At 65.7% G+C, this 21257-nt stretch carries 15 protein-coding genes; 6 read left to right on the top strand and 9 right to left on the bottom strand.

Annotated features, from left to right (window positions below; all coding sequences use genetic code 11):
• Positions 1 to 13: 13 nt before the first annotated feature.
• The 3 genes from acnB to AC3DET_RS00190 are packed head-to-tail and all read right to left on the bottom strand — an operon-like array spanning position 14 to position 3259.
• Positions 14 to 2605, bottom strand: coding sequence for a bifunctional aconitate hydratase 2/2-methylisocitrate dehydratase (acnB, locus tag AC3DET_RS00180; RefSeq protein ID WP_488390345.1), 2592 nt, complete (start codon positions 2603 to 2605; stop codon positions 14 to 16).
• Positions 2606 to 2654: 49 nt separating this feature from the next.
• A complete protein-coding gene (locus AC3DET_RS00185; protein ID WP_488390346.1) occupies positions 2655 to 3056 on the bottom strand; it encodes a type II toxin-antitoxin system VapC family toxin in 402 nt (133 codons plus the stop codon).
• A complete protein-coding gene (locus AC3DET_RS00190; protein WP_337729804.1) occupies positions 3053 to 3259 on the bottom strand; it encodes an AbrB/MazE/SpoVT family DNA-binding domain-containing protein in 207 nt (68 codons plus the stop codon). The genes AC3DET_RS00185 and AC3DET_RS00190 overlap by 4 nt, the downstream gene beginning before the upstream one ends.
• Before the next feature lie 226 nt (positions 3260 to 3485).
• On the opposite strand from AC3DET_RS00190, the gene acnA reads away from it, so the two are divergent.
• Together acnA and AC3DET_RS00200 are read left to right on the top strand one after the other, a co-directional pair.
• Positions 3486 to 6254, top strand: a complete 2769-nt coding sequence (gene acnA / locus AC3DET_RS00195; protein ID WP_488390347.1) for an aconitate hydratase AcnA — start codon at positions 3486 to 3488, stop codon at positions 6252 to 6254.
• A gap of 256 nt (positions 6255 to 6510) precedes the next feature.
• On the top strand, positions 6511 to 6969 hold the full coding sequence (locus AC3DET_RS00200; RefSeq protein WP_337729806.1) for an LppP/LprE family lipoprotein: 459 nt from the start codon (positions 6511 to 6513) through the stop codon (positions 6967 to 6969).
• Here AC3DET_RS00200 and AC3DET_RS00205 read toward each other — a convergent pair whose 3' ends face one another.
• Complete coding sequence (locus tag AC3DET_RS00205) at positions 6970 to 7401, bottom strand: nuclear transport factor 2 family protein (RefSeq protein WP_488390348.1); 432 nt, start codon at positions 7399 to 7401, stop codon at positions 6970 to 6972.
• A 125-nt stretch (positions 7402 to 7526) separates the two neighbouring features.
• Between AC3DET_RS00205 and AC3DET_RS00210 the strand changes: the two genes are divergently transcribed.
• Positions 7527 to 9206: a long-chain fatty acid--CoA ligase gene (locus AC3DET_RS00210; protein ID WP_446537116.1), complete on the top strand. Its 1680-nt coding sequence runs from the start codon at positions 7527 to 7529 to the stop codon at positions 9204 to 9206.
• Positions 9207 to 9472: 266 nt separating this feature from the next.
• The gene (locus tag AC3DET_RS00215) at positions 9473 to 10339 is read left to right on the top strand and encodes a crotonase/enoyl-CoA hydratase family protein (protein WP_142125420.1); all 867 of its coding nucleotides are present in this window, start codon (positions 9473 to 9475) and stop codon (positions 10337 to 10339) included.
• A gap of 181 nt (positions 10340 to 10520) precedes the next feature.
• Here AC3DET_RS00215 and AC3DET_RS00220 read toward each other — a convergent pair whose 3' ends face one another.
• The 4 genes from AC3DET_RS00220 to prfB form a co-directional block, all read right to left on the bottom strand.
• Positions 10521 to 12719: an ATP-binding protein gene (locus AC3DET_RS00220; protein ID WP_488390349.1), complete on the bottom strand. Its 2199-nt coding sequence runs from the start codon at positions 12717 to 12719 to the stop codon at positions 10521 to 10523.
• 3 nt (positions 12720 to 12722) lie between these two features.
• Entirely contained in the window at positions 12723 to 13808 is a 1086-nt protein-coding gene (gene rpfG / locus AC3DET_RS00225) for a cyclic di-GMP phosphodiesterase response regulator RpfG (protein WP_225590977.1), read from the bottom strand.
• Between the two features lie 409 nt (positions 13809 to 14217).
• A complete protein-coding gene (gene lysS, locus AC3DET_RS00230; protein ID WP_446537119.1) occupies positions 14218 to 15729 on the bottom strand; it encodes a lysine--tRNA ligase in 1512 nt (503 codons plus the stop codon).
• Between the two features lie 103 nt (positions 15730 to 15832).
• A protein-coding gene (gene prfB / locus AC3DET_RS00235) for a peptide chain release factor 2 (protein ID WP_337729811.1) occupies positions 15833 to 16958 on the bottom strand; the annotation gives its coding sequence in 2 pieces (ribosomal slippage) (positions 15833 to 16882 and positions 16884 to 16958; 1125 coding nt in all).
• 116 nt (positions 16959 to 17074) lie between these two features.
• Here prfB and AC3DET_RS00240 point away from each other — a divergent pair.
• Positions 17075 to 19003, top strand: a complete 1929-nt coding sequence (locus AC3DET_RS00240) for a tetratricopeptide repeat-containing diguanylate cyclase (protein WP_488390350.1) — start codon at positions 17075 to 17077, stop codon at positions 19001 to 19003.
• Here AC3DET_RS00240 and AC3DET_RS00245 read toward each other — a convergent pair.
• Complete coding sequence (locus AC3DET_RS00245) at positions 19000 to 19884, bottom strand: LytTR family DNA-binding domain-containing protein (protein WP_488390351.1); 885 nt, start codon at positions 19882 to 19884, stop codon at positions 19000 to 19002. The two genes, AC3DET_RS00240 and AC3DET_RS00245, sit on opposite strands and share 4 nt — an antisense overlap.
• 154 nt (positions 19885 to 20038) lie before the next feature.
• Between AC3DET_RS00245 and AC3DET_RS00250 the strand changes: the two genes are divergently transcribed.
• Entirely contained in the window at positions 20039 to 21250 is a 1212-nt protein-coding gene (locus tag AC3DET_RS00250; RefSeq protein ID WP_488390352.1) for an acyltransferase family protein, read from the top strand.
• Positions 21251 to 21257: the final 7 nt, after the last annotated feature.

Here is a 21257-nt window from a genome sequence, read left to right on the forward strand (position 1 = left end):
CCCGTCGGGCCGATCAGGCCGCGACGGTCTTGGCCACGTCCTGGTATTCCTCGATCTGATCGAAGTTCATGTAGCGGTAGATCTCGGCGCCCTTCTCATTGATCACCCCGATGTCGGCCATGTATTCGGCCTTGGTCGGGATCTTGCCCAGACGCGAGCAGATCGCCGCCAGTTCCGCCGAGCCCAGGAACACATTGGAGTTGCGGCCCAGGCGGTTCGGGAAGTTGCGGGTCGAGGTGGAGAACACCGTCGCGCCCTCGCGCACCTGCGCCTGGTTGCCCATGCACAGCGAGCAGCCCGGCATCTCCATGCGCGCGCCGGCGGTGCCGAAGGTGCCGTAGTGCCCTTCCTTGGTCAGCTCGGAGGCGTCCATCTTGGTTGGCGGCGCGACCCACAGGCGGGTCGGGATGTCGCGCTTGCCTTCCAGCAGCTTGGCGGCCGCGCGGAAGTGGCCGATGTTGGTCATGCACGAACCGATGAAGACCTCATCGATCTTGGTGCCGGCCACGTCGGACAGCGTCTTCACATCGTCCGGATCGTTCGGGCAGGCCAGCAGCGGCTCGTGTACGTCGGCCAGGTCGATCTCGATGACGGCGGCGTACTCGGCGTCGGCATCCGGCTCCAGCAGCTGCGGGTCGGCCAGCCATGCTTCCATCTTCTTGATGCGGCGGGCCAGCGAACGGGCGTCGGCGTAGCCTTCGGCGATCATCCACTTCAGCAGCGTGATGTTGCTGGTGAGGTACTCGATGATGGGTTCCTTGTTGAGACGCACCGTGCAACCGGCGGCCGAACGTTCGGCCGACGCGTCGGACAGTTCGAACGCCTGCTCCACCTTCAGGTCCGGCAGGCCCTCGATCTCCAGGATGCGGCCGGAGAAGATGTTCTTCTTGCCCTGCTTGGCGACTGTCAGCAATCCGGATTTGAGGGCGTAGTATGGGATGGCGTTGACCAGGTCGCGCAGAGTGACGCCGGGCTGCATCTCGCCCTTGAAGCGCACCAGCACCGATTCCGGCATGTCCAACGGCATCACGCCGGTGGCTGCGGCGAACGCGACCAGGCCCGAACCGGCCGGGAACGAGATGCCCACCGGGAAACGCGTGTGCGAGTCGCCGCCGGTGCCGACGGTGTCGGGCAGCAGCATGCGGTTGAGCCAGCTGTGGATCACGCCGTCGCCGGGACGCAGCGAGATACCGCCGCGGGTGGAGATGAATTCCGGCAGCGTGTGGTGCGTCTTCACGTCGACCGGCTTCGGATAGGCCGCCGTGTGGCAGAACGACTGCATCACCAGGTCCGCCGAGAAGCCCAGGCAGGCCAGGTCCTTCAGCTCGTCGCGGGTCATCGGGCCGGTGGTGTCCTGCGACCCCACCGAGGTCATCTTCGGCTCGCAGTACGTGCCGGGGCGCACGCCCTGGTTTTCCGGCAAACCGCAGGCGCGGCCGACCATCTTCTGGGCGAGCGAGAAACCCTTGCCGGTATCGGCTGGCTGCTGCGGCAGGCGGAACAGGTCCGTCGCGGGCAGCTTCAGCGCTTCGCGCGCCTTCGCGGTGAGGCCGCGGCCGATGATCAACGGGATGCGGCCGCCGGCACGCACTTCATCGAACAGCACCTCGGACTTCACCTGGAACTCGGCGATCACTTCACCATTCTTCAACGCCTTGCCGTCGTAAGGGCGCAGCTCGACCACGTCGCCGTGGTTCATCTGCGACACATCGAGCTCGATCGGCAGCGCGCCGGCGTCTTCCATCGTGTTGTAGAAGATCGGGGCGATCTTGGAGCCCAGGCAGACACCGCCGAAGCGTTTGTTCGGGATGAACGGGATGTCCTCGCCGGTGAACCACAGCACGCTGTTGGTCGCCGACTTGCGCGAGGAACCGGTACCGACCACGTCGCCGACGTACGCGACCAGGTGGCCCTTGTCCTTCAGCGACAGGATTTCCTGGATGGGACCGCGCTTGCCGTCTTCCTCCGGCACGAACGGCGCATCGGGACGCTTGTTCTTCAGCATCGCCAGCGCATGCAGCGGGATATCCGGGCGCGTGGTGGCGTCCGGTGCCGGCGACAGGTCGTCGGTGTTGGTTTCGCCCGGCACCTTGAACACGGTGATCGTCAGGGACTGCGGCACTTCCGGCTTGCTGGTGAACCACTCGGCATCGGCCCAGCTCTGCAGCACGGCCTGCGCGTGCGCATTGCCGGCCTCGGCTTTTTCCTGCACATCGTGGAAGGCGTCGAAGATCAGCAGCGTGTGCTTCAGGCCTTCGGCCGCGACCGCGCCCAGCTCGGCGTTGTCGAGCAGGTCGATCAGCGGATGGATGTTGTAGCCACCCAGCATGGTGCCGAGCAGTTCGGTGGCGCGCTTCGCGGAGATCAGCGGCGTCTTCTCGGCGCCGAAGGCCACGGCGGCCAGGTAGGACGCCTTGACCTTGGCAGCATCATCGACGCCGGCAGGCACGCGGTGGGTGATCAGCTCGATCAGGAAGTCTTCTTCACCGGCCGGCGGATTCTTCAGCAGTTCGATGACCTCGGCCGTCTGCTGGGCCGTCAGCGGCAGCGGCGGGATGCCCAGCGCGGCGCGCTCGGCTACGTGGTGGCGATAGGCTTCCAACATGGTGACTCCGGTCGTTCGATGGGGCGGTGGAGAGGAAAACGGTTGAGGCTTACTCGTTGGCGGGCACGATGAGTTTCAGGCCCTTGAAATAGTCGCGGTGGAACGCAGTGTCGAAGGTGATCAGCCCGTCGCACTGCAGCAGCGCATGCGCGCCGACCAGGAAGTCGGCGATCGGCCGTGCCCCGCCTTCGCGCTGGCGATGACGTCGCTGCATCTCGCCCGCCCGCAGCGCGGACTTGGCCTCGACCGGGTGGAAATGCACGCCCATCTCCTCCAGCGCCGCCAGCGCATCGGCGCCGTTGCGCAGCGAAGCACACAGCTGCGCCAGTGCGGCATCGCAGACGACCACGCGACCGCCGCCCAGACTCTGGCGCAGGCCGGCCTCCACGGCGTCCGCACGCGGGCCGTCGGTCAGCAGTTCGATCAGGACGGGCGCGTCGACGGCGATCATTCGGCGGGCGTATCCGGTGTCGGCACCGCATCGAGGGCGAACTTGCCGCGCACGCGCGAGATCGCGTCGTCGACACTCTTCCGCAACACGATGCGGCTACCTTCCAGCTCGACCTTGAGCACGCTTCCCTTGGTCAGGCCCAGTGCATCCCGCACGGCCTTCGGGAGCGTGATCTGTCCGCGCTCGGCAACGGTGGCTTCCATTGTCACGCCCTCTTGAGTATGGACGAATTATACATACTTTCTCCGGCATACCCCATCACAGGAGTTCGCCTCGTCCCGTATCACTGCCCGTCCCGCCCTTCGGCTTTGGTCGGGTCACGACCGTCTCAGTCTTGACGGATAATCCGGGCAAGCATCGACAAGACGCGAAGGAACGGCGGCCTATGCTGCTCCTGCGCCCCTTCCCATAGCTACAGGAGCCTCCGCGATGAGCGATTCCTTCGCCACCCGCCGTTCCCTGGACGTCAACGGCACGTCCTACACCTATTTCAGCCTCCCGGCCCTTGCCGAGCGACTGGACCCGACCAAGGGTTTCGCCCGCCTGCCCTACTCCCTGAAGATCCTGCTGGAGAACCTGCTGCGCTGCGAAGATGGCGTATCGGTGCTCCCCGAGCACATCCATGCCGTCGCGAACTGGGAGGCGGCGAAGGAACCCGACACCGAGATCGCCTTCATGCCGGCCCGCGTGGTGCTGCAGGACTTCACCGGCGTCCCCTGCGTGGTCGACTTGGCGGCCATGCGCGATGCGGTGGTGAAACTGGGCGGCAATGCCGACCAGATCAATCCGCTGATCCCCTCCGAGCTGGTCATCGACCATTCCGTGCAGGTGGACGTGTTCGGTAGCGCGGATGCGCTGGATCTCAACGGCAAGATCGAGTTCGAACGCAACAAGGAGCGCTACGGCTTCCTGCGCTGGGGCCAGAAGGCGTTCGACAACTTCAAGGTGGTACCGCCCAACACCGGCATCGTCCACCAGGTGAACCTGGAGAACCTGGCCCGCGTGGTCATGACGGGGCAGAAGGACGGCCAGGCCATCGCTTATCCGGACACCGTCTTCGGTACCGACAGCCATACGACGATGATCAACGGCATCGGTGTGCTGGGTTGGGGCGTGGGCGGTATCGAAGCCGAGGCCGCCATGCTGGGCCAGCCCTCCTCGATGCTCATTCCCCAGGTGGTCGGCTTCAAGCTCACGGGCAAGTTGCCGGAAGGTGCGACCGCGACGGACCTGGTGCTGACGGTCACCCAGATGCTGCGCAAGCTGGGCGTGGTGGGCAAGTTCGTCGAGTTCTATGGCGACGGCCTGCAGCACCTGCCGCTGGCCGACCGCGCCACCATCGGCAACATGGCGCCGGAATACGGTGCGACCTGCGGCATTTTCCCGATCGACACCGAGTCGTTGACCTACCTGCGCCTGTCCGGACGCAGCGAGGAGCAGATCGCGCTGGTCGAGGCCTACGCCAAGGCGCAGGGGTTGTGGCACGACGCCAACAGTCCCCACGCCGAATACAGTGCCACGCTGCACCTGGACATGGGCGACGTAAGGCCCTCGCTGGCCGGCCCCAAGCGTCCGCAGGACCGCGTGCTGCTGCAGGACATGAAGCAGAACTTCCGCGACAACCTGACGCCTTTCATCGACGCACGTCGCAAGCGTATCGACGTGGTGCAGGAAGACCGCCTGAAGAACGAGGGTGGCGGCGGCACCGCTGTCGGCGCCCACGAAGCCGCGCATGAATCCTCGCCGGACAGCGGCGGCGCCTGGAATCTCCAGGATGGCTCGGTGGTCATCGCCGCCATCACGTCCTGCACCAATACGTCCAATCCTGCCGTGATGCTCGGCGCGGGCTTGCTGGCGCGCAACGCGGTGGCCAAGGGTTTGAAGGCGCAGCCCTGGGTCAAGACATCGCTCGGCCCGGGTTCGCGCGTGGTCACCGACTATCTGGAAAAGGCTGGCGTGCTGTCGGACCTGGAGAAGCTCGGCTTCTACGTGGTCGGCTATGGTTGCACCACGTGCATCGGCAATTCCGGCCCGCTGCCCGACGACGTATCGGCCGCCATCTCCAAAGACGACCTGGTAGTGGCCTCGGTACTGTCGGGCAACCGCAACTTCGAGGGCCGCGTGCATCCCGAAGTGAAAATGAACTACCTCGCAAGCCCGCCGCTGGTAGTGGCCTATGCGATCGCCGGTACCACCGACATCGACCTGACCACGCAACCGCTGGGTCGGGGCAGCGATGGCCAGCCGGTGTACCTCAAGGACATCTGGCCCACCAACAAGGAAATCGGCGACTTCATCGCGCGCACCGTGGGGCCGGAAATGTTCGCGAAGAACTATGCCGACGTGTTCAAGGGCGACAGCCGCTGGAACACCATCGCATCACCCGATGGCGCACTCTACGCATGGGACGGCGGCTCGACCTACATCAAGAACCCGCCCTACTTCGATGGCATGTCAATGGAGGTGGGTAGCATCGATGACGTGCATGGCGCGCGCGTGCTGGGGCTGTTCGGCGACTCCATCACCACCGACCACATCTCGCCCGCCGGCAACATCAAGAAGGACTCGCCCGCGGGCCGCTTCCTGCAGCAGCGGGGCGTACAGCCCGTGGACTTCAACAGCTACGGCAGCCGCCGCGGCAACGACGACGTCATGGTGCGTGGCACCTTCGCTAACATCCGCATCAAGAACCTGATGTTCGGCGGCGAGGAAGGCGGCAACACGCTGTACTTCGGCAGCACGCCGCCCGAGAAGATGTCCATCTACGATGCCGCAATGAAGTACAAGGCCGATGGCGTGCCGCTGGTAGTGATCGCAGGCAAGGAATACGGCACGGGTTCCTCGCGCGACTGGGCCGCGAAAGGCACCAATCTGCTGGGCGTGAAAGCGGTGATCGCGGAGAGCTTCGAGCGCATCCACCGTTCCAACCTCGTCGGCATGGGCGTGCTGCCTTTGCAGTTCATCGACGGACAGAACGCGCAGTCGTTGGGCCTGGACGGGTCGGAGACGTTCGATGTCACCGGCCTGCAGGACGGCGCCGCCAAGGTCGCCACGGTCGGTGCACGCAAGGCCGATGGCACGGAAGTGAAGTTCCAGGCCAAGGTATTGCTGCTGACGCCCAAGGAAGTCGAGTACTTCCGCCATGGCGGCCTGCTGCATTACGTCCTTCGCCAGTTGGCGGCGCGCAAGGCAGCCTGACCCGCCAGTCGCGGGGTTCCGGCGCAAGAGAATGGGGCCGCCTTCGGGCGGCCCTTTTCCTGCGCGCGGCCTGCCCCGGAGGATTTCGAGGCCCGTGCCCCGCCCCTGCTTCAACTCAGCGGGGGGCCTTGCATGCAAATGCACTCTTGGAGCGGGCCTCCATGCTGCCGGTTGCGCACGCCGGTTCCGTTGCACTGCAGAGGGCCTTCGTTCGAAGGCTGCAGAGTGCCCTGCCATGGACATCATGATCCTTCGCTTGAGCGTGCTGCTGGCGTCTGCCTGCATCGCCGGCGCCTCGGCCCCGGTAGCGCTGGCGGCGTCGCCCGATGCAGGACAGGCCCGGCGCATCGCCGAACAGTACGTCGCCGGCAAGCAGTCGGCAGGTGGAAATCCGCAGGAAGGCTACGAGGCGGGGGACGTCGTCATCACCGACCTCGACAATGACGGACAGAACGAGATCGTCGTGCTGTGGACCCTGTACGGCCCCACCTATTGGCACCATGGTGTGGCCGTCCTGGCGCAGGAAGGAGCACGCTACGTGCCGGCAGGCGAAACGCACGAACCTTTGGGCAGCGTCGAGGCAATGACCGTCCGCGATCGCGTGGTGGAACTCAAGACGAAATGGCCCGGCCCGAACGATCCGCGTTGCTGCCCGACCGTCGAGAGGACGCTGCGCTACCGATGGACGGCCGGAAAACTCACGCCGGTGAAATGATCACCGGGCGTCCTCCCATCGCGCGTGATACACACGCCAGTCGCCGTCCTCTCTGTGCCAGGCTGTCGTCACCTGGTAGCTGCGCGCCTGCTCGGGCAGGAATCGACCGTTGCCCCCCGTCAGCAGTACGCGGAACGCAACCGAAGCACTATCGCCCTCCGCCCGAACGTGCAGCGGTCCCGTGGTGGTGCCGATGCGTGCATTTGCCAGCGTCTGCATCTTGAGCAGGTTGTGCAACGCAGCATTGTCCATGCCACCATCGCCACTGAAGTCGCGGCTCACGCCATCCATGAAATCGCCGACGCGGCCCTCTTCCACGGCCGCCTGCATGTCGTCGAACCGTTGCCGCACCTGCGCTTCGGGTGTATCCGTCGTGCACGCGACCAGACCCAGCATCAGCGCCAGCAGACATCCGGCTCCCTTCCACCTCACTGTCGACATCGAAACCTTCGCCTTTTCCATCCGGAACGGTATGCTCCCGACAGGCGTCCGTGACCGGGCGCTCGCCCACAGTTCGCCGCAAGGCAGCCCGAAGACCCTGGGGAGGGAGCAGAACGATGAGTCAGGAACGTCCGTGGTTCAAGAGTTACCCGCAAGGCGTGCCGCAGGAAGTGGACCTGGAGCAGTACCGCTCCATCGTGTCCGTCTTCGATGAGGCGATCAGCAAGTACCGCGACCGTCCCGCGTTCCGCAATTTCGGCAAGACCCTGACCTACGGTGAGATCGACAAGCTCAGCCGGCAATTCGCGGCCTACCTGCTCGGCGAACTGAAGCTCAAGAAGGGCGACCGTGTCGCCATCATGATGCCGAACTGCCTGCAGTACCCCATCGCCATCTTCGGCGTGCTGCGCGCGGGACTGACGGTCGTCAACGTCAATCCGATGTACACCCCGCGCGAACTGAAGCACCAGCTGGTGGACTCGGGCGCCAGCGTGCTGCTGGTCGTGGACAACTTCGGCAAGACCGCCCAGGAAGCCCTGGCGGGCACGCAGGTCAAGCAGGTCATCACCACCGCGCTGGGCGACCTGGTCGGTTTCCCCAAGGGTGCGATCGTCAACTTCGTACTGAAGTACGTGAAGAAGATGGTGCCGGACTACGACATCCCGGGCACCGTACGCTTCAAGGACACGTTGACGCTGGGACAATTGCACACGCTGCCCGAAGTCGACATCGATTCCGGCGACATCGCTTTCCTGCAGTACACCGGTGGCACCACCGGCGTAGCCAAGGGCGCGATGCTCACGCACCGCAATCTCGTGGCCAACATGCAGCAGGCGGGCGTGTGGGTGGGCACGGGGCTGGACTACGGCAACGAGGTGATCATCACCGCGCTGCCGCTGTACCACATCTTCGCGCTGACGGCGAACTGCCTGGTCTTCATGAAGCTGGGCGGACTGAACCACCTGATCACCAACCCGCGCGACATGCCGGGCTTCGTCAAGGAACTCAAGGCCACCCGCTTCACCGCGATCACCGGCGTCAACACGCTGTTCAATGGCCTGCTCAACACGCCCGGTTTCGATGAAGTCGATTTCTCCAACCTCAAGATGACGCTCGGTGGCGGCATGGCCGTGCAGCGTGCGGTGGCGGAGAAATGGAAGAAGGTCACGGGCGTGACGCTGGTCGAAGCCTACGGACTGACCGAGACGTCGCCCGCGGCCTGCATCAACCCGATGAACCTGCACGACTACAACGGCGCCATCGGCCTGCCGGTGCCCTCCACCGATGCCTGCCTGAAGGACGACGATGGCAACATCATGCCCGTCGGCGAGGTCGGTGAACTGTGCATCAAGGGTCCGCAGGTAATGAAGGGCTACTGGCAGCGCCCCGAGGAAACCGCGAACGTCATGGACGCCGATGGCTGGCTGCATACCGGCGACATGGCGAAGATGGACGAGAACGGTTTCTTCTATATCGTCGACCGCAAGAAGGACATGATCCTGGTCTCCGGCTTCAACGTGTATCCGAATGAGGTCGAGGACGTCATCGCCGGCCTGGAAGGGGTGCTTGAAGTCGCTGCGATCGGCGTGCCTGACGACAAGTCGGGTGAAGCCGTGAAGGTCTTCATCGTGAAGAAGGATCCCAACCTCACCGCCGAACAAGTGAAGGCGTACTGCCGCGACAACCTGACCGGTTACAAGCAACCGCGCCACATCGAGTTCCGCACGGAGCTGCCCAAGACCAATGTCGGCAAGATCCTGCGCAAGGAACTTCGGGAGCCCGCCAAGGCGTCCTGAGCCCTGTTCATGTGTCTGAAGAAGGCCGGCCATGCGCCGGCCTTTTTTCTTTTCCGTCAGGACTTTAGGGGCGAATTCTAGACGCCCATCACAGATTGTGATGCTGGTACGCCATTGGCGCGCTCTCCATCGCACAAGCGCGCTCGTGCACTGGATTTTAATTATTCGTTCAGGTGTAGGATCGGCGCGTGATGCCACCTGCGTCACATTAATCCGTCACCCGCTTCCCCTGCCGCGCGGGCAAGAAACCCTCCAAGGAGCTCCTCATGAACAACGTCGAAAAACTGCAGCGCACCCGTGCCTTCCCGACCATCCGCGTCGAATCCGAACCCAGCGGTGATGCCCACTGGCTGTACATGCACTCCGATGCCGCACCCGGCGTGCGTCCGTGCTTCCGCAGCCAGATGCTCGACGATGTGCTGAGCTTCACCAACTCGATCACCCTGCGCGAGTCGCAGCGCCAGCCGGGCAAGCTGCGTCACCTCGTCATCGCGTCGGACGCGAATGCGTTCAACCTTGGCGGCGATCTGGAACTGTTCTCGCAACTGATCCGCGAGAACAACCGCGACCGACTGCTCAGCTACGCGCGCCGCTGCATCGATGGCGTCCACCACCTCAATACCGGCCTCGGCGGCGACGTCCGCACCATCGCGCTGATCCAGGGTGATGCCTTGGGCGGCGGCCTGGAGATCGCGTTGTCCTGCCACACGATCGTGGCCGAAGAAGGCGTGGACATGGGACTGCCGGAAGTACTGTTCGGCCTGTTCCCGGGCATGGGCGCCTACTCCTTCCTGTGCAAGCGCGTGTCGCCACAGGTCGCCGAGAAGATCATCCTGGAAGGCAACATCTACACCAGCGACGAGCTGTACAGGATGGGCGTGGTCGACGTACTGGTGCCGAAGGGCCAGGGCGCCGCCGCCGTGCAGACGATCATCGACAAGCAGCGTCGTTCACCGCACGCGCATCTGGCGCTGAATGCTTGCCGCAACCTGGCCCAACCCGTGGGTTACGACGAACTGATGGGCATCACCGAAGTGTGGGTGGATACCGCACTGACCCTGGGCGACAAGTCGCTGAAGATGATGGAGCGCATCGTCCGCGCGCAGGAGAAGCGGTCGATCCGCGCCGCCTGAGAGCAGCGTCCGTAGTCTGCTGCAAACACGCAGGGAAAATCAGGGGGTTGAAGCGCGCCTTCGCGCCTTCAAGGGCGAGTCCGGGTCACCGTACTCGCCAGGGACCATCCATCCCGTGGACACCCGACGCGCTGCGTTTCGCCACTGCATGCCATCGCATGAACAGCGGCGGATCCGCGCGTCACGACGAAGTGCCCTCGCCGCCTTTCTCGACGGCGCCACGCACCCGTTGCCGCGCATCGAGCGCCGCGCGACCGTGGCTCAGGTGCGAGTTGAGCGCCGCCAGGCGGTGCCGCCATTCACGCGTGATCTGCCAATCGGCCAGGCTCATCATCTCGCCTGCGGCTGCAGCAAGCTTCACCAGGCCCAGGTTGCTGGCCACGCCTTTCAGCGCGTGCGCGTGCTCGCGCAGGTGTTCGCCGTCGCCCCGTTCCATCGCATGGGCCATGGCGCCGATGCATCCGTCCGCATCGTTGAGGCATTGCTCGATGAACTCGCGTTCGAAGGCATCCCCCATACCGAGTGCGGTGAGTTCGTCCAGCACGCTGACATCGAGGACACCGTCCGACATTTCCGGACGCACGGGCGCGGCCACCGTCGCGGTCGCGGTCGCGGAGATGCGGCCCGACGTGGCGATGTCCGCCAGCGCATCCAGCAACCGCGTGGCGACCACGGGCTTGGCCAGGAAGGCGCGCGCACCCGCCTGTTCGCAGCGCTGGATCGACTCCGGCGTCACGTCGGCACTGAGGATGAGTACCGGCGTGCGGCTGCCGCTGCCGGCTTCCATCACGCGCAATTGTTTCAGCAGATCCAGGCCGCTCAGGCCGGGCATGTGCAGGTCGCAGATCACCGCGTCGTAAGACGCCGATTCCAGCGCGTCCAGCACTTCTTCACCACCGTTGACGCAGGTGATGCGGTGCCCCGCCTTCTGCAACAGGCGCTGCACGACCATGCGGTTGGCCTCGTGGTCGTCGGCCACCAGGATCTGCATGCTGCGCACGCGTGCACGATGGCGCAGGAACGGATCGGAGAACGCGATGATGTTCTCCGCGCTCGAGGCTTCCTGCTCTTCCTGCAGCCACTCGGCGTGCCCGTGCACCGCCGGCACCATGACCCGTTCGGGCACGGCTTCGAAGGGCAACTCGACCCAGAAGCAGCTGCCCCGTTGCTCATTGCTTTCGAAGCCGATGGTGCCGCCCATCGCCTCGGTCAACCCCTTCGCGATGGTCGTGCCCAGGCCCGTGCCACCGTAGCGCCGCGACAGGCTGCCGTCGGCCTGTTCAAACGCTTCGAACAACCGTTCGCGCAAGGCGACGGGGACACCAATGCCGGTATCGGTGACGGTGAAGCGCAGGCGCATGTGCTGGCCATCCACCATCATCGGTGTGACCGCCACCCGCACCTCGCCCTCATCGGTGAACTTGACCGCGTTGCCGGCAAGGTTGAGCAGCACCTGGCGCAGGTGGCCGGCATCACCGCGCAGCTTCAGCGGGATGGCATCGTCCACGTGTCCTTCGTAACGCACCTGCTTGCCACGCGCCTGCGGCATCAGGATCAGCCCGATGCTCTCCACCAGTTCGCGGGGCGCGAACTCGACCACGTTCAGCTTGACCTTGCCCGCCTCGATGGCGGAAATGTCCAGCACGTCCTCAACCAGACCCAGCAGGGTACGCGTGGAAGCCTGGATGGTGGACAGGCATTCGCGCTGTTCGGCATCCAGCCGGGTGGTCGCCAGCAGTTCCGACATGCCTGCCAGACCATTCAGCGGCGTGCGGAATTCATGACTCATGTTGGCCAGGAACCGGCTCTTCGCCTCGTTCGCACGACGCGCCTCGTCGGTCGCGCGGGTCAGGTCGCGCAGCAGGCCGGACAGGTACATCGGCACGGCGATCAGGCCCAGCACCAGGCCGACGCCCAGGGTCGTGTTGGCGCGCCAGTAGTCGTTCATCGCGACCACGGCCGCGAAGGCGGTGCTGGCCATCGCAACCGCAACCACCAGGTAGCGATTGCCGTAGCGCAGGCCATTGCCCACCGTGATCCACATCAGCACGACGTACGCCCACGAGAGCGGTTCGCCCATGCCGTTCATCGCCGCTGCCAGCAATCCGTAGTCGGCGATCATGCCCAGTCCGCGACGGACGTGGGACTTGCCCGGCTGCACCAGCAGCCAGGCGAAGATGCCGAGACTGTTGACCAGGCCCGACGTGATGATGGTCAGGACGATGGTGTATTCGTCCGCCGGCAGCGCGGTGCGCGAGGAAGGCAGCAACGCATAGGTCAGGATGATGGAGATCAGCGCGATCCGGATCAGCGCCTGCCCGTGCTCGCTGTCGCCACGGTGCGCCAGGCGGGACTTGATCCATGCAAGGACATTGGACATGGCTTACTCCATCCCTGGACGGCTCTGCACCGTCGAGTAGCGTTCGCAGATGTCGTCAAGCCGCGCCCGCCCACGGATCAGCGCGTCGACACATGCTGGATCGAACAGGCGACCGCGCTGTGCGTACAGATAAGCCAGCGCCGCGTCCTTCTCCCAGGCCTTCTTGTACGGCCGCGGTGAAATCAACGCATCGAAGACATCCGCAACCGCCACTATCCTCGCTTCCAACGGAATCTGCTCACCCACGAGGCCATCGGGGTAGCCGCTGCCGTCGTAGCGCTCATGGTGGCGCAAGGCGATCAGGGCGCCGGTCTGGATGAAGCGGTTCTGGCTGCCCGACAGCAACTGGTGGCCGATCTTCGGGTGGCGACGCATGACATCGGTTTCTTCGGCCGTCAGCGGGCCGGCCTTCATCAGCACCGAATCGGGAATGGCGATCTTGCCCATGTCGTGCAGCGGGGCGGCCATCTCGATGGTGCGTACTTCGTCTTCAGGCAGGCCGAGTTGTTCGGCGATCAGGCCGGCCACGTGGGCCATGCGCTCCAAATACGCACTGGTGCCGCTGTCGCGATACTCGATGGCACGCGCCAGCCGCGACAGTGTCTCGCGCTCGCGCTCCTCGACCTCGTGCATGCTGGACAGCAGGCGCTGCTCCAGCGAGAGCGCACGCTGCTTGACGTTCTCGGACTGCTGGCGGAGCTGCAGCAGATTGCGGCAGCGTGCACGGAGTTCTCGCGGACGCACCGGCTTGACCAGGAAGTCGATCACGCCGGCTTCCAGCGCGGCCTGGCGGATGGGTTCATCGCCCACCACGGTGATCAGGATGATCGCGATGTCGCGATGCATCGGCAGCCGGCGGAAGCGGCGCGCGAACTCCAGCCCGTCCATGCCCGGCATGCGGTAGTCGAGCAGCAGCAGGTCGGTGCGGTTCTTTTCGCACCACTCCAGCGCTGCCAGCGGATCGCCGAAATCATGGACGGTCAGCTCGGACGCGATGTCCTCGATGACATGGCGCAGCATCGTGCGCGCAGACGTCTGATCGTCGACGATGACGATATTCAAAGCGTTACCCACCCCTTGTGGCCACATCACGTGGCTGTCGGGCAAGGATACTCCGGCGGTGGCAGCGCTCGCATCTAACATGTCGGCAGTCCTGTTCGGCGGCGCGGACCCGGGCAGGGTCCGTGATCCACGAAGGGAACCGATGCGAATCCCGGGGCCCCCTCCCCTGATCTCTATCGGCGCGGGCGGCGGAAAATTGACCGTCCTGCGTGTGAATCTTCGCAGGAAGCGTGCCAGCCGTGGCCAGGGGGTGTCAGGGCAGAACATGGTGACCTCCGTCACGGAATGAGGCCTTTCCGTCCATCCTTGGCGCGCGGTGGATCAGGGTGGCGCGCCGGAAAACAGCTCCGCCGGCGGCCGGTGGCCCGTCGCTTCATGCAGACGGGAGCCCATTCTGCCCCTGAGCGTCACTCTCTTGACGCTTGGGGCGCCCCCGTCAGCCCTGGCTTTCCGGGCGCATGTAGGGGAACAGCAGTACGTCACGGATGGAGTCCGAACCGGTCAGCAGCATCACCAGGCGATCGATGCCGATGCCCAACCCGCCTGTCGGCGGCAGGCCGACCTCCAGTGCCCGGATGTAGTCGGCGTCGAAGTGCATGGCTTCATCGTCTCCCCCCTCCTTCGCCTGGACCTGGGCCATGAAGCGCGCCGCCTGGTCCTCCGGGTCATTGAGCTCGGAGAACCCGTTGGCGAGCTCCTTGCCGTTGATGAACAGCTCGAAGCGGTCGGTGTAACCGGGGTCGTTGTCGTTGGCGCGGGCCAGCGGCGACACCTCGACCGGGTGGTCGGTGATGAAGGTCGGCTGGACCAGGGTGTGTTCCACGGTCTTCTCGAAGATCTCCAGCAGCAGCTTGCCCCAGCCGTAGGACGGCTTGACGTGGATCTTCAGGCGCTCGCAGTGGCGGGCCAGCGCGTCGCGGTCGGTACAGTCGGCGGCGCTGATCTCGGGGTTGTGGTGGCGCACGGCCTCGTCCATGCGCCAGCGGCGGAACGCCGGCTCCAGGTCGATGTCCTGGCCGTCCCACGCCACCTGGCCGGTGCCCAGCACCTCGTGCGCCACGTCGCGGATGACGCCCTCGGTCAGGTCCATGATCTCGGTATACGTGGCGTAGGCCTCGTACAGCTCGAGCATGGTGAATTCCGGGTTGTGCCGCGTACTGACACCCTCGTTGCGGAAGTTGCGGTTGATCTCGTACACGCGTTCCAGTCCGCCGACCACCAGCCGCTTCAGGTACAGCTCGGGCGCGACGCGCAGGTACAGGTCCAGATCCAGCGCGTTGTGGTGCGTGGTGAAGGGCTTGGCCGCTGCGCCGCCGGGGATGTAGTGCATCATCGGCGTCTCCACTTCCAGGAAGCGGCGCGCGTCCAGCCATTCGCGGATCGCGCGGATGATGCGCGAGCGCTTGATGAAGACATCGCGCGCCTCGGGCGTGACGATCAGGTCCACGTAGCGCTGGCGGTAGCGCTGTTCCACGTCGGACAGGCCGTGCCACTTGTCCGGCAACGGACGCAGCGCCTTGGTCAGCAGGCGGAAGGCGTCGGCCTTCACGGACAGCTCGCCGGTACGGGTCCGTGTCAGCCCTCCTTCCACGCCCACGATGTCGCCGATGTCCCAACCCTTGAACGCGTCGTAGGTCTCGCCCAGCGCATTGGACTGCAGGAACAGCTGGATGCGCCCGGATTCGTCCTGGATCTGGACGAAACTGGCCTTGCCCATCACCCGCTTGGCCATCATGCGTCCGGCGAGCTTCACGCGCCGGCCGCCGCCTTCGAGCGCCTCTCCGGTCCAGAGCTCCGGGTCCTGGTATTGAACCTGCAGGTCGCCCGCGTAGTCGGTGCGACGGAAGTCATTGGGGAACGCGATGCCCTGCCCGCGCAACGCCGCCAGTTTGGCGCGGCGCTCGGCGATGAGGCTGTTCTCGTCCTGCGGAAGGGTGTGGTCTGTCATGGGTCGTGTCGTGTTCTGGAGCGTGGGAGCGACGTGAGTCGCGAGCGAGTGCCGGAGAAGAGCCCGCGACTTGCGTCGCTCCCACGGGTGACTCGTGAGCGGATCAGGCGTCGATGCGTTTCGAACCCGCTTCCAGGCCCGATTTCAGGCTGGCCTCGACGAACTCGTCCAGGTCGCCGTCCAGCACTTTCTGCGTGTCCGAACGCTCCACGCCGGTGCGCAGGTCCTTGATGCGGCTCTGGTCCAGCACGTAGTTGCGGATCTGGCTGCCCCAGCCGATGTCGGACTTGGTGGCTTCCACCGCGTCGCGTTCAGCGTTGCGCTTCTGGATTTCCAGCTCGTACAGCTTGGCGGCCAGCATCTTCATCGCGTTGTCGCGGTTCTGGTGCTGGCTGCGGCCGGTCTGGCAGGCCACCACTATCCCGGTGGGCACGTGGGTGATGCGTACCGCCGATTCGGTCTTGTTGACGTGCTGGCCACCGGCACCGGATGAGCGGTAAACGTCGGTCCTCAGGTCGGCCGGGTTGATGTCGATGTCGATGTTGTCGTCGACTTCCGGCGACACGAACACCGAGGTGAAGCTGGTATGGCGGCGGTTGTCGGAGTCGAACGGCGACTTGCGCACCAGGCGGTGCACGCCGGTCTCGGTCTTCAGCCAGCCGTAGGCGAAATCGCCCTCCACGCGCAGCGTGGCGGACTTGATGCCGGCCACGTCACCGCCGCTGGCTTCCATCAGCTCGGTCTTCCAGCCGCGCGACTCGCACCAGCGCAGGTACATGCGCAGCAGGATTTCCGCCCAGTCCTGCGCCTCGGTGCCGCCGGCGCCGGCCTGGATGTCGACGAAGGCGTTGGAGGCGTCCATCTTGCCCGAGAACATGCGCTGGAATTCCAGCTTGTCCACGTGCGAGGCGTAGCGCTCCACGTCGGCTACCACGGCCTGCGCGGTGTCCTCGTCGTTTTCCATTTCGGCCAGCTCCAGCAGTTCGGAGCCACCGGCCAGGCCTTCCTCGATCTCGCGGATGCCGTTGACCGTCTTGTCGAGCAGGGAACGCTCGCGCCCCAACTGCTGTGCGTATTCGGGGTTGTTCCAGATGTCCGGGCTTTCCAGCTCGCGGTTCACTTCTTCCAGGCGTTCGCGCTTGGAATCGTAGTCAAAGATACCCCCGGAGCGAGGCCAGCCTGTCTTGCAGGTCGGCGATGCGCTGGCGGATGGGATTCAGCTCGATCATGGGGTGCGTGGCAGGGATGCGGAATCGGTCGGGAAGGATACCAGAGCGGTGCGCCGCGCCGGCTGCGGAACGGTTCTTGCATGACATCCGGTGCCCTGCCCAGAGTCGCTGCCGGCATGACCACCCACATCGCACCGTCCGCATCGCTGCTGTCCGGCCTGCTCGGCCTGGCGCTGGTGTTCGCCTTCTCCGTGGCCTGTGCCGGCGACGCGCCGGCGGCGCCCGTGGCCGACCGCGCGAGCCAGGTCGGTCAGTGCCTGAAACTGAGGCGCGACGAACCTGCCAGGGCGGTGGTGCTGGCGAGCGCGCTGCTGCAAGCGAAAGACCTGAACGTCGAGGATGAACTCAAGACGCTGAGTTGCCTGGGCATCGCCGCCGGCCTGAGCGGAGAGCCGGAGCGGGCGATCAGCGCCGCCGAGCGGATGGAGCGGCGCGTCGATGAAACGCCAGCGCTCGCACCCGCGCTGCGGATGCGCGCGTATTCGCAGATCGGGTCGATCTACCAGGGCGCAGGCCACATCCGCGCCGCGGAGGCCGCGTACCTCCGTGCCTACGACGTCTCTTCGCGGCTCGACGAACGCGATGCCGGGCTGGTGCAGGCCACCACGCTCAACAATATCGGGCTGATCCATGCCGACTATCTGGCCTCGCCCGAAGTGGCCGACGGGTACTACCTCAAAGCCCTGGCCGCAGCGGCCAGCGTGGGCCTGGAAGACCCCCTGATCGTGCACAACCATGCGCTCAATCTGGTCGCGCTGGAGCGCGATGCAGACGCCATGGAAACGATCGACGCCGGTGAAGCCATGGCCCAGCGCCAGCAGGCCCATACCGTGGTGCATCGCCTGCGCAGCGAGCGTGCAGGCCTGTGGATCCGGCAGGGGCAATTGGAACGGGCCCGGCCGGTGCTGGCGGCAGCCATCCGCGAACAGGCGAAGAACAGGGACCTGCCCGGGCAGGCGGGCTCGCTTGCGAAACTGTCGGTCCTGCAGCGCAAGGCCGGTGAACGCGTGCAGGCGCTGGAGACCGCCCGCGCAGCCTGGGCCCTGGTGGGCGACCAGCCACAGCCACAGAAGCAGCGCGAAGTGCTGCTCGCGTGGATGGCGGCGCATGCCGCGCTGGGGCAGGCGGAGCAGGCACTGGCGGTGGGTGCCCGCCTGCACGGACTAGAGATGGAAGCGCTGAGGCATCAGCGGCTGGAATTGCTGGCCGATCTGCAGGCGCGGAGCGAGAGCGCACAGGCCCAGCGCGAACTGGAGCAGATGCGTCACCAGGCACAGATCCGCGTGCTGAATGACGAGAAATCCGCGCTGTTGCGTCGTGCGGGCGTGACGCTGATGACCCTGCTGGTGCTGGCAGGTGTCGGCTTCGGCCTGTTGCAGCGTCGCAAGAATCGGCAGCTGCGCAAGGTCAGTGCCACCGATCCCCTGACCGGCCTGCGCAATCGCCGCGCCGCCACGGAGTCGCTGAAGGCCATGTCGTTGCAGCGGCCCGCCGCCGGTACGCGCCATGTGCTGTTCCTCATCGACATCGACCACTTCAAGCAGGTCAACGATGGTCATGGCCACCACGCCGGCGACCAGGTGCTGGTGGCGCTCTCGCGCCAGCTGCGCGAACTGGGGCGTGCGGACGACGTCATCGCCCGCTGGGGTGGCGAGGAGTTCCTGATGGCGTGCGCGGACCTGACCGAAGCCCAGGCCTGCGCGGTGGCGGCGCGCGTGCAGGAAACACTGTGCGATGCGCACGAGTTGGCGCCAGGCCAGCGCTGGCCACTGACCGTCTCGCTGGGCTTCGCCCCTTTCCCGTTCTTCGACAACACCACAGGCGGTTGGGACTACGCGCTGCGCATGGCCGACCGCGCCCTGTATGCGGCCAAGGACCGCCGCAACGCCTGGGCCGGATTGTGGGGACGCACGCTCCCACCCGGCGTCGCCCTGCAAGCGCTGCTGGAGGAGCCTGAAGGCGCGGTCCGCAGCGGTGCCATCGAACTGGTGGCCAGCTACGCCGTGGAACGTCTGCCGCGCGTGCCGGCGATCCGCGCCGCCTAGGCGGCTTCGGCCCCGGTCCGCTGACGCAGGTCCTGCCGGTAGCGGCGGCTGCACGGCAGCGCGCTGCCATCCTTCATGTGCACGCGCGCATCACCGGTGTCCAGCGGCTCGATCGAGGCCACCTGGTCCAGGCTGACGATGTAGCTGCGGTGGATGCGGGTGAAACGGCGTGGATCCAGGCGGGTCTCGATGCCGGCGATCGTGCTCCGCAACGGGTAGTCGTGGCCGCGTACCCGCAGATTGACGTAGTTGCCTGCGGCCTGCAGCCACTCGATATCGTTGGCCGCCACCAGGAACTCGCGGCCCAGCTTGCGCACCAGGAAGCGCTCCGGGCGGTCCACCGGCTCCAGCGGCGGACCTTCGTCCGGCTCGGCCAGCAGGCTGGCTTCACCCTGCCAGCGGCGCAGCAGGAAGCGGTAGCCCTCCACCAGCACGACGATCGTGGCGAAGCTGCGGATATCCTTCAGGTACTCGTAGACCAGTTCGCGAGGCCAGGGGCCGAACTCGTAGGTCATGCCCTGGCTGCGGTAGGCCATCACGCGCAGCGCGACCATGCCGGCGACGTGGATGATGCAGACCACGATGCTCGCCAGCAGGTACTCGGGTATCCGCCGGCGCCAGTTTTCCCAATGCAGCGGGAAGCGTCGGGTGTACCAGGCGATCGCCGGTATCAGGACCAGCAGCCACACCAGCGCACTGCTCGCTTCCCAGACGGCCGGCTCCCAGGCCTCCACGCCGGAGCCCTGCCGCCGCATGTCGATCAGCGTGGTCATGCTGTTGCCGATGCAGTTGGCGCCGATCATCGCCACCCAGAACCCGATCTCCACCCATCGCCGCCAGGGCAGATAGCGTTCGTAGGTGGGTGGGGACTGTTTCGTCATGCGCGCATTCTAGCCGGCGCCTCCCGCAACACCGCCGCCACTCGTCCCTTGCTTCCCTCGATTGGCCCCTGCCCCTCCACCACGCGTCCCTTCGCGATGGCGCACACATGCACGGCGCCCGACGCTGGCCACCTTGTCGATGAAGGAGACCACCATGCAACGTCGCCATGATCTGGACTGGGTCCGCGTCTGCGCCTTCGGACTGCTGGTGCTCTACCACGTGGGCATGTACTACGTGACCTGGGACTGGCACGTGAAAAGCCCCGGCGCCAGCCACGCGCTGGAACCGTTCATGATGCTCAGCTCCCCCTGGCGACTGTCGCTGCTGTTCCTGGCGTCCGGCTGCGCCACGGCGTTCCTGCTCGGCAAGGCGCGGCAGGCCGCCGATGCTGCCGGTGGCCGGATGCGCTTTCTTGGGGCCCGTTCGTGGCGGCTGCTGGTGCCGCTTGTCTTCGGCATGCTGGTGATCGTGCCGCCGCAGTCCTACTACGAGGTGGTCGAACAGTTGCCTGGCGGCTACCACGAGGGCTACCTGGCGTTCTACGCGCGTTACCTGGCCGGTCATGACGGCTTCTGCGATGCCGACGGCTGCCTGGAGGTCCCGACATGGAACCATCTGTGGTTCGTCGCCTACCTGTGGGTCTACACCGTTGCACTGTGGCTGCTCTGGAAGCTCGTGCCCCGCGCCATCAATGCAGCGGAGCGCCACTTGAGCCGCTGGCTTTCCGGCATCGGCGTACTGGCCGGTCCCGTCCTGTTCCTCGGCGTGGCACGCGTGCTGATGATCGGCCGCTTCGAGCAGACGCACGCCCTGGTGGACGACTGGTACAACCACGTGCAGTACTTCGGCGTGTTCCTGCTCGGCTTCCTCATCGCCCGTGCGGACGGGGTGTGGGATGCCATCGAACGCCAGCGCTGGCCAGCCCTGGTTGCCTGGCTGCTCAGCTGGGCCGGGCTGGTCGCCTATTTCGCGCATTTTGCCGACGCGGCACCGCCCGACTGGGCACGCATGGGAATGCGGATGGCCTGGGGCCTGAACCAGTGGTGCGCCATCGTGGCGGTACTGGGTTTCGCCCGGCACTGGCGTCCTGCCGACAACCGTGCACTGCGCTATCTGGTGCCGGCGGTATTTCCCGTCTACATCCTGCACCAGACGGTGACCGTGGTCGTCGCCCACCAGCTGAAACCGTTGGCGATACCGCCGATGGTGGAAGGTCCCTTGCTGGTGGCGATCACCTTCGCCGCGTGCTTCGCCGGCTATGAAGTGATCCGCCGCGTGGGATGGCTGCGGCCCTTGTTCGGACTGAAGCGTGCCGGCGAAGTGCCGTCCCGCAATCCGGAGCCCCTGGCCTGGCCGGAGCGCTGACCGGCGC

The organism is Pseudoxanthomonas sp. 97-1-1 (assembly GCF_057773125.1).

Bases quoted from the DNA above. Each gene is read 5' to 3' on its own strand.
- acnB (WP_488390345.1), bottom strand. From the start codon at position 2,605: ATGTTGGAAGCCTATCGCCACCACGTAGCCGAGCGCGCCGCGCTGGGC.
- AC3DET_RS00185 (WP_488390346.1), bottom strand. From the start codon at position 3,056: ATGATCGCCGTCGACGCGCCCGTCCTGATCGAACTGCTGACCGACGGC.
- AC3DET_RS00190 (WP_337729804.1), bottom strand. From the start codon at position 3,259: ATGGAAGCCACCGTTGCCGAGCGCGGACAGATCACGCTCCCGAAGGCC.
- acnA (WP_488390347.1), top strand. From the start codon at position 3,486: ATGAGCGATTCCTTCGCCACCCGCCGTTCCCTGGACGTCAACGGCACG.
- AC3DET_RS00210 (WP_446537116.1), top strand. From the start codon at position 7,527: ATGAGTCAGGAACGTCCGTGGTTCAAGAGTTACCCGCAAGGCGTGCCG.
- AC3DET_RS00215 (WP_142125420.1), top strand. From the start codon at position 9,473: ATGAACAACGTCGAAAAACTGCAGCGCACCCGTGCCTTCCCGACCATC.
- AC3DET_RS00220 (WP_488390349.1), bottom strand. From the start codon at position 12,719: ATGTCCAATGTCCTTGCATGGATCAAGTCCCGCCTGGCGCACCGTGGC.
- rpfG (WP_225590977.1), bottom strand. From the start codon at position 13,808: ATGTGGCCACAAGGGGTGGGTAACGCTTTGAATATCGTCATCGTCGAC.
- lysS (WP_446537119.1), bottom strand. From the start codon at position 15,729: ATGACAGACCACACCCTTCCGCAGGACGAGAACAGCCTCATCGCCGAG.
- AC3DET_RS00240 (WP_488390350.1), top strand. From the start codon at position 17,075: ATGACCACCCACATCGCACCGTCCGCATCGCTGCTGTCCGGCCTGCTC.
- AC3DET_RS00245 (WP_488390351.1), bottom strand. From the start codon at position 19,884: ATGACGAAACAGTCCCCACCCACCTACGAACGCTATCTGCCCTGGCGG.
- AC3DET_RS00250 (WP_488390352.1), top strand. From the start codon at position 20,039: ATGCAACGTCGCCATGATCTGGACTGGGTCCGCGTCTGCGCCTTCGGA.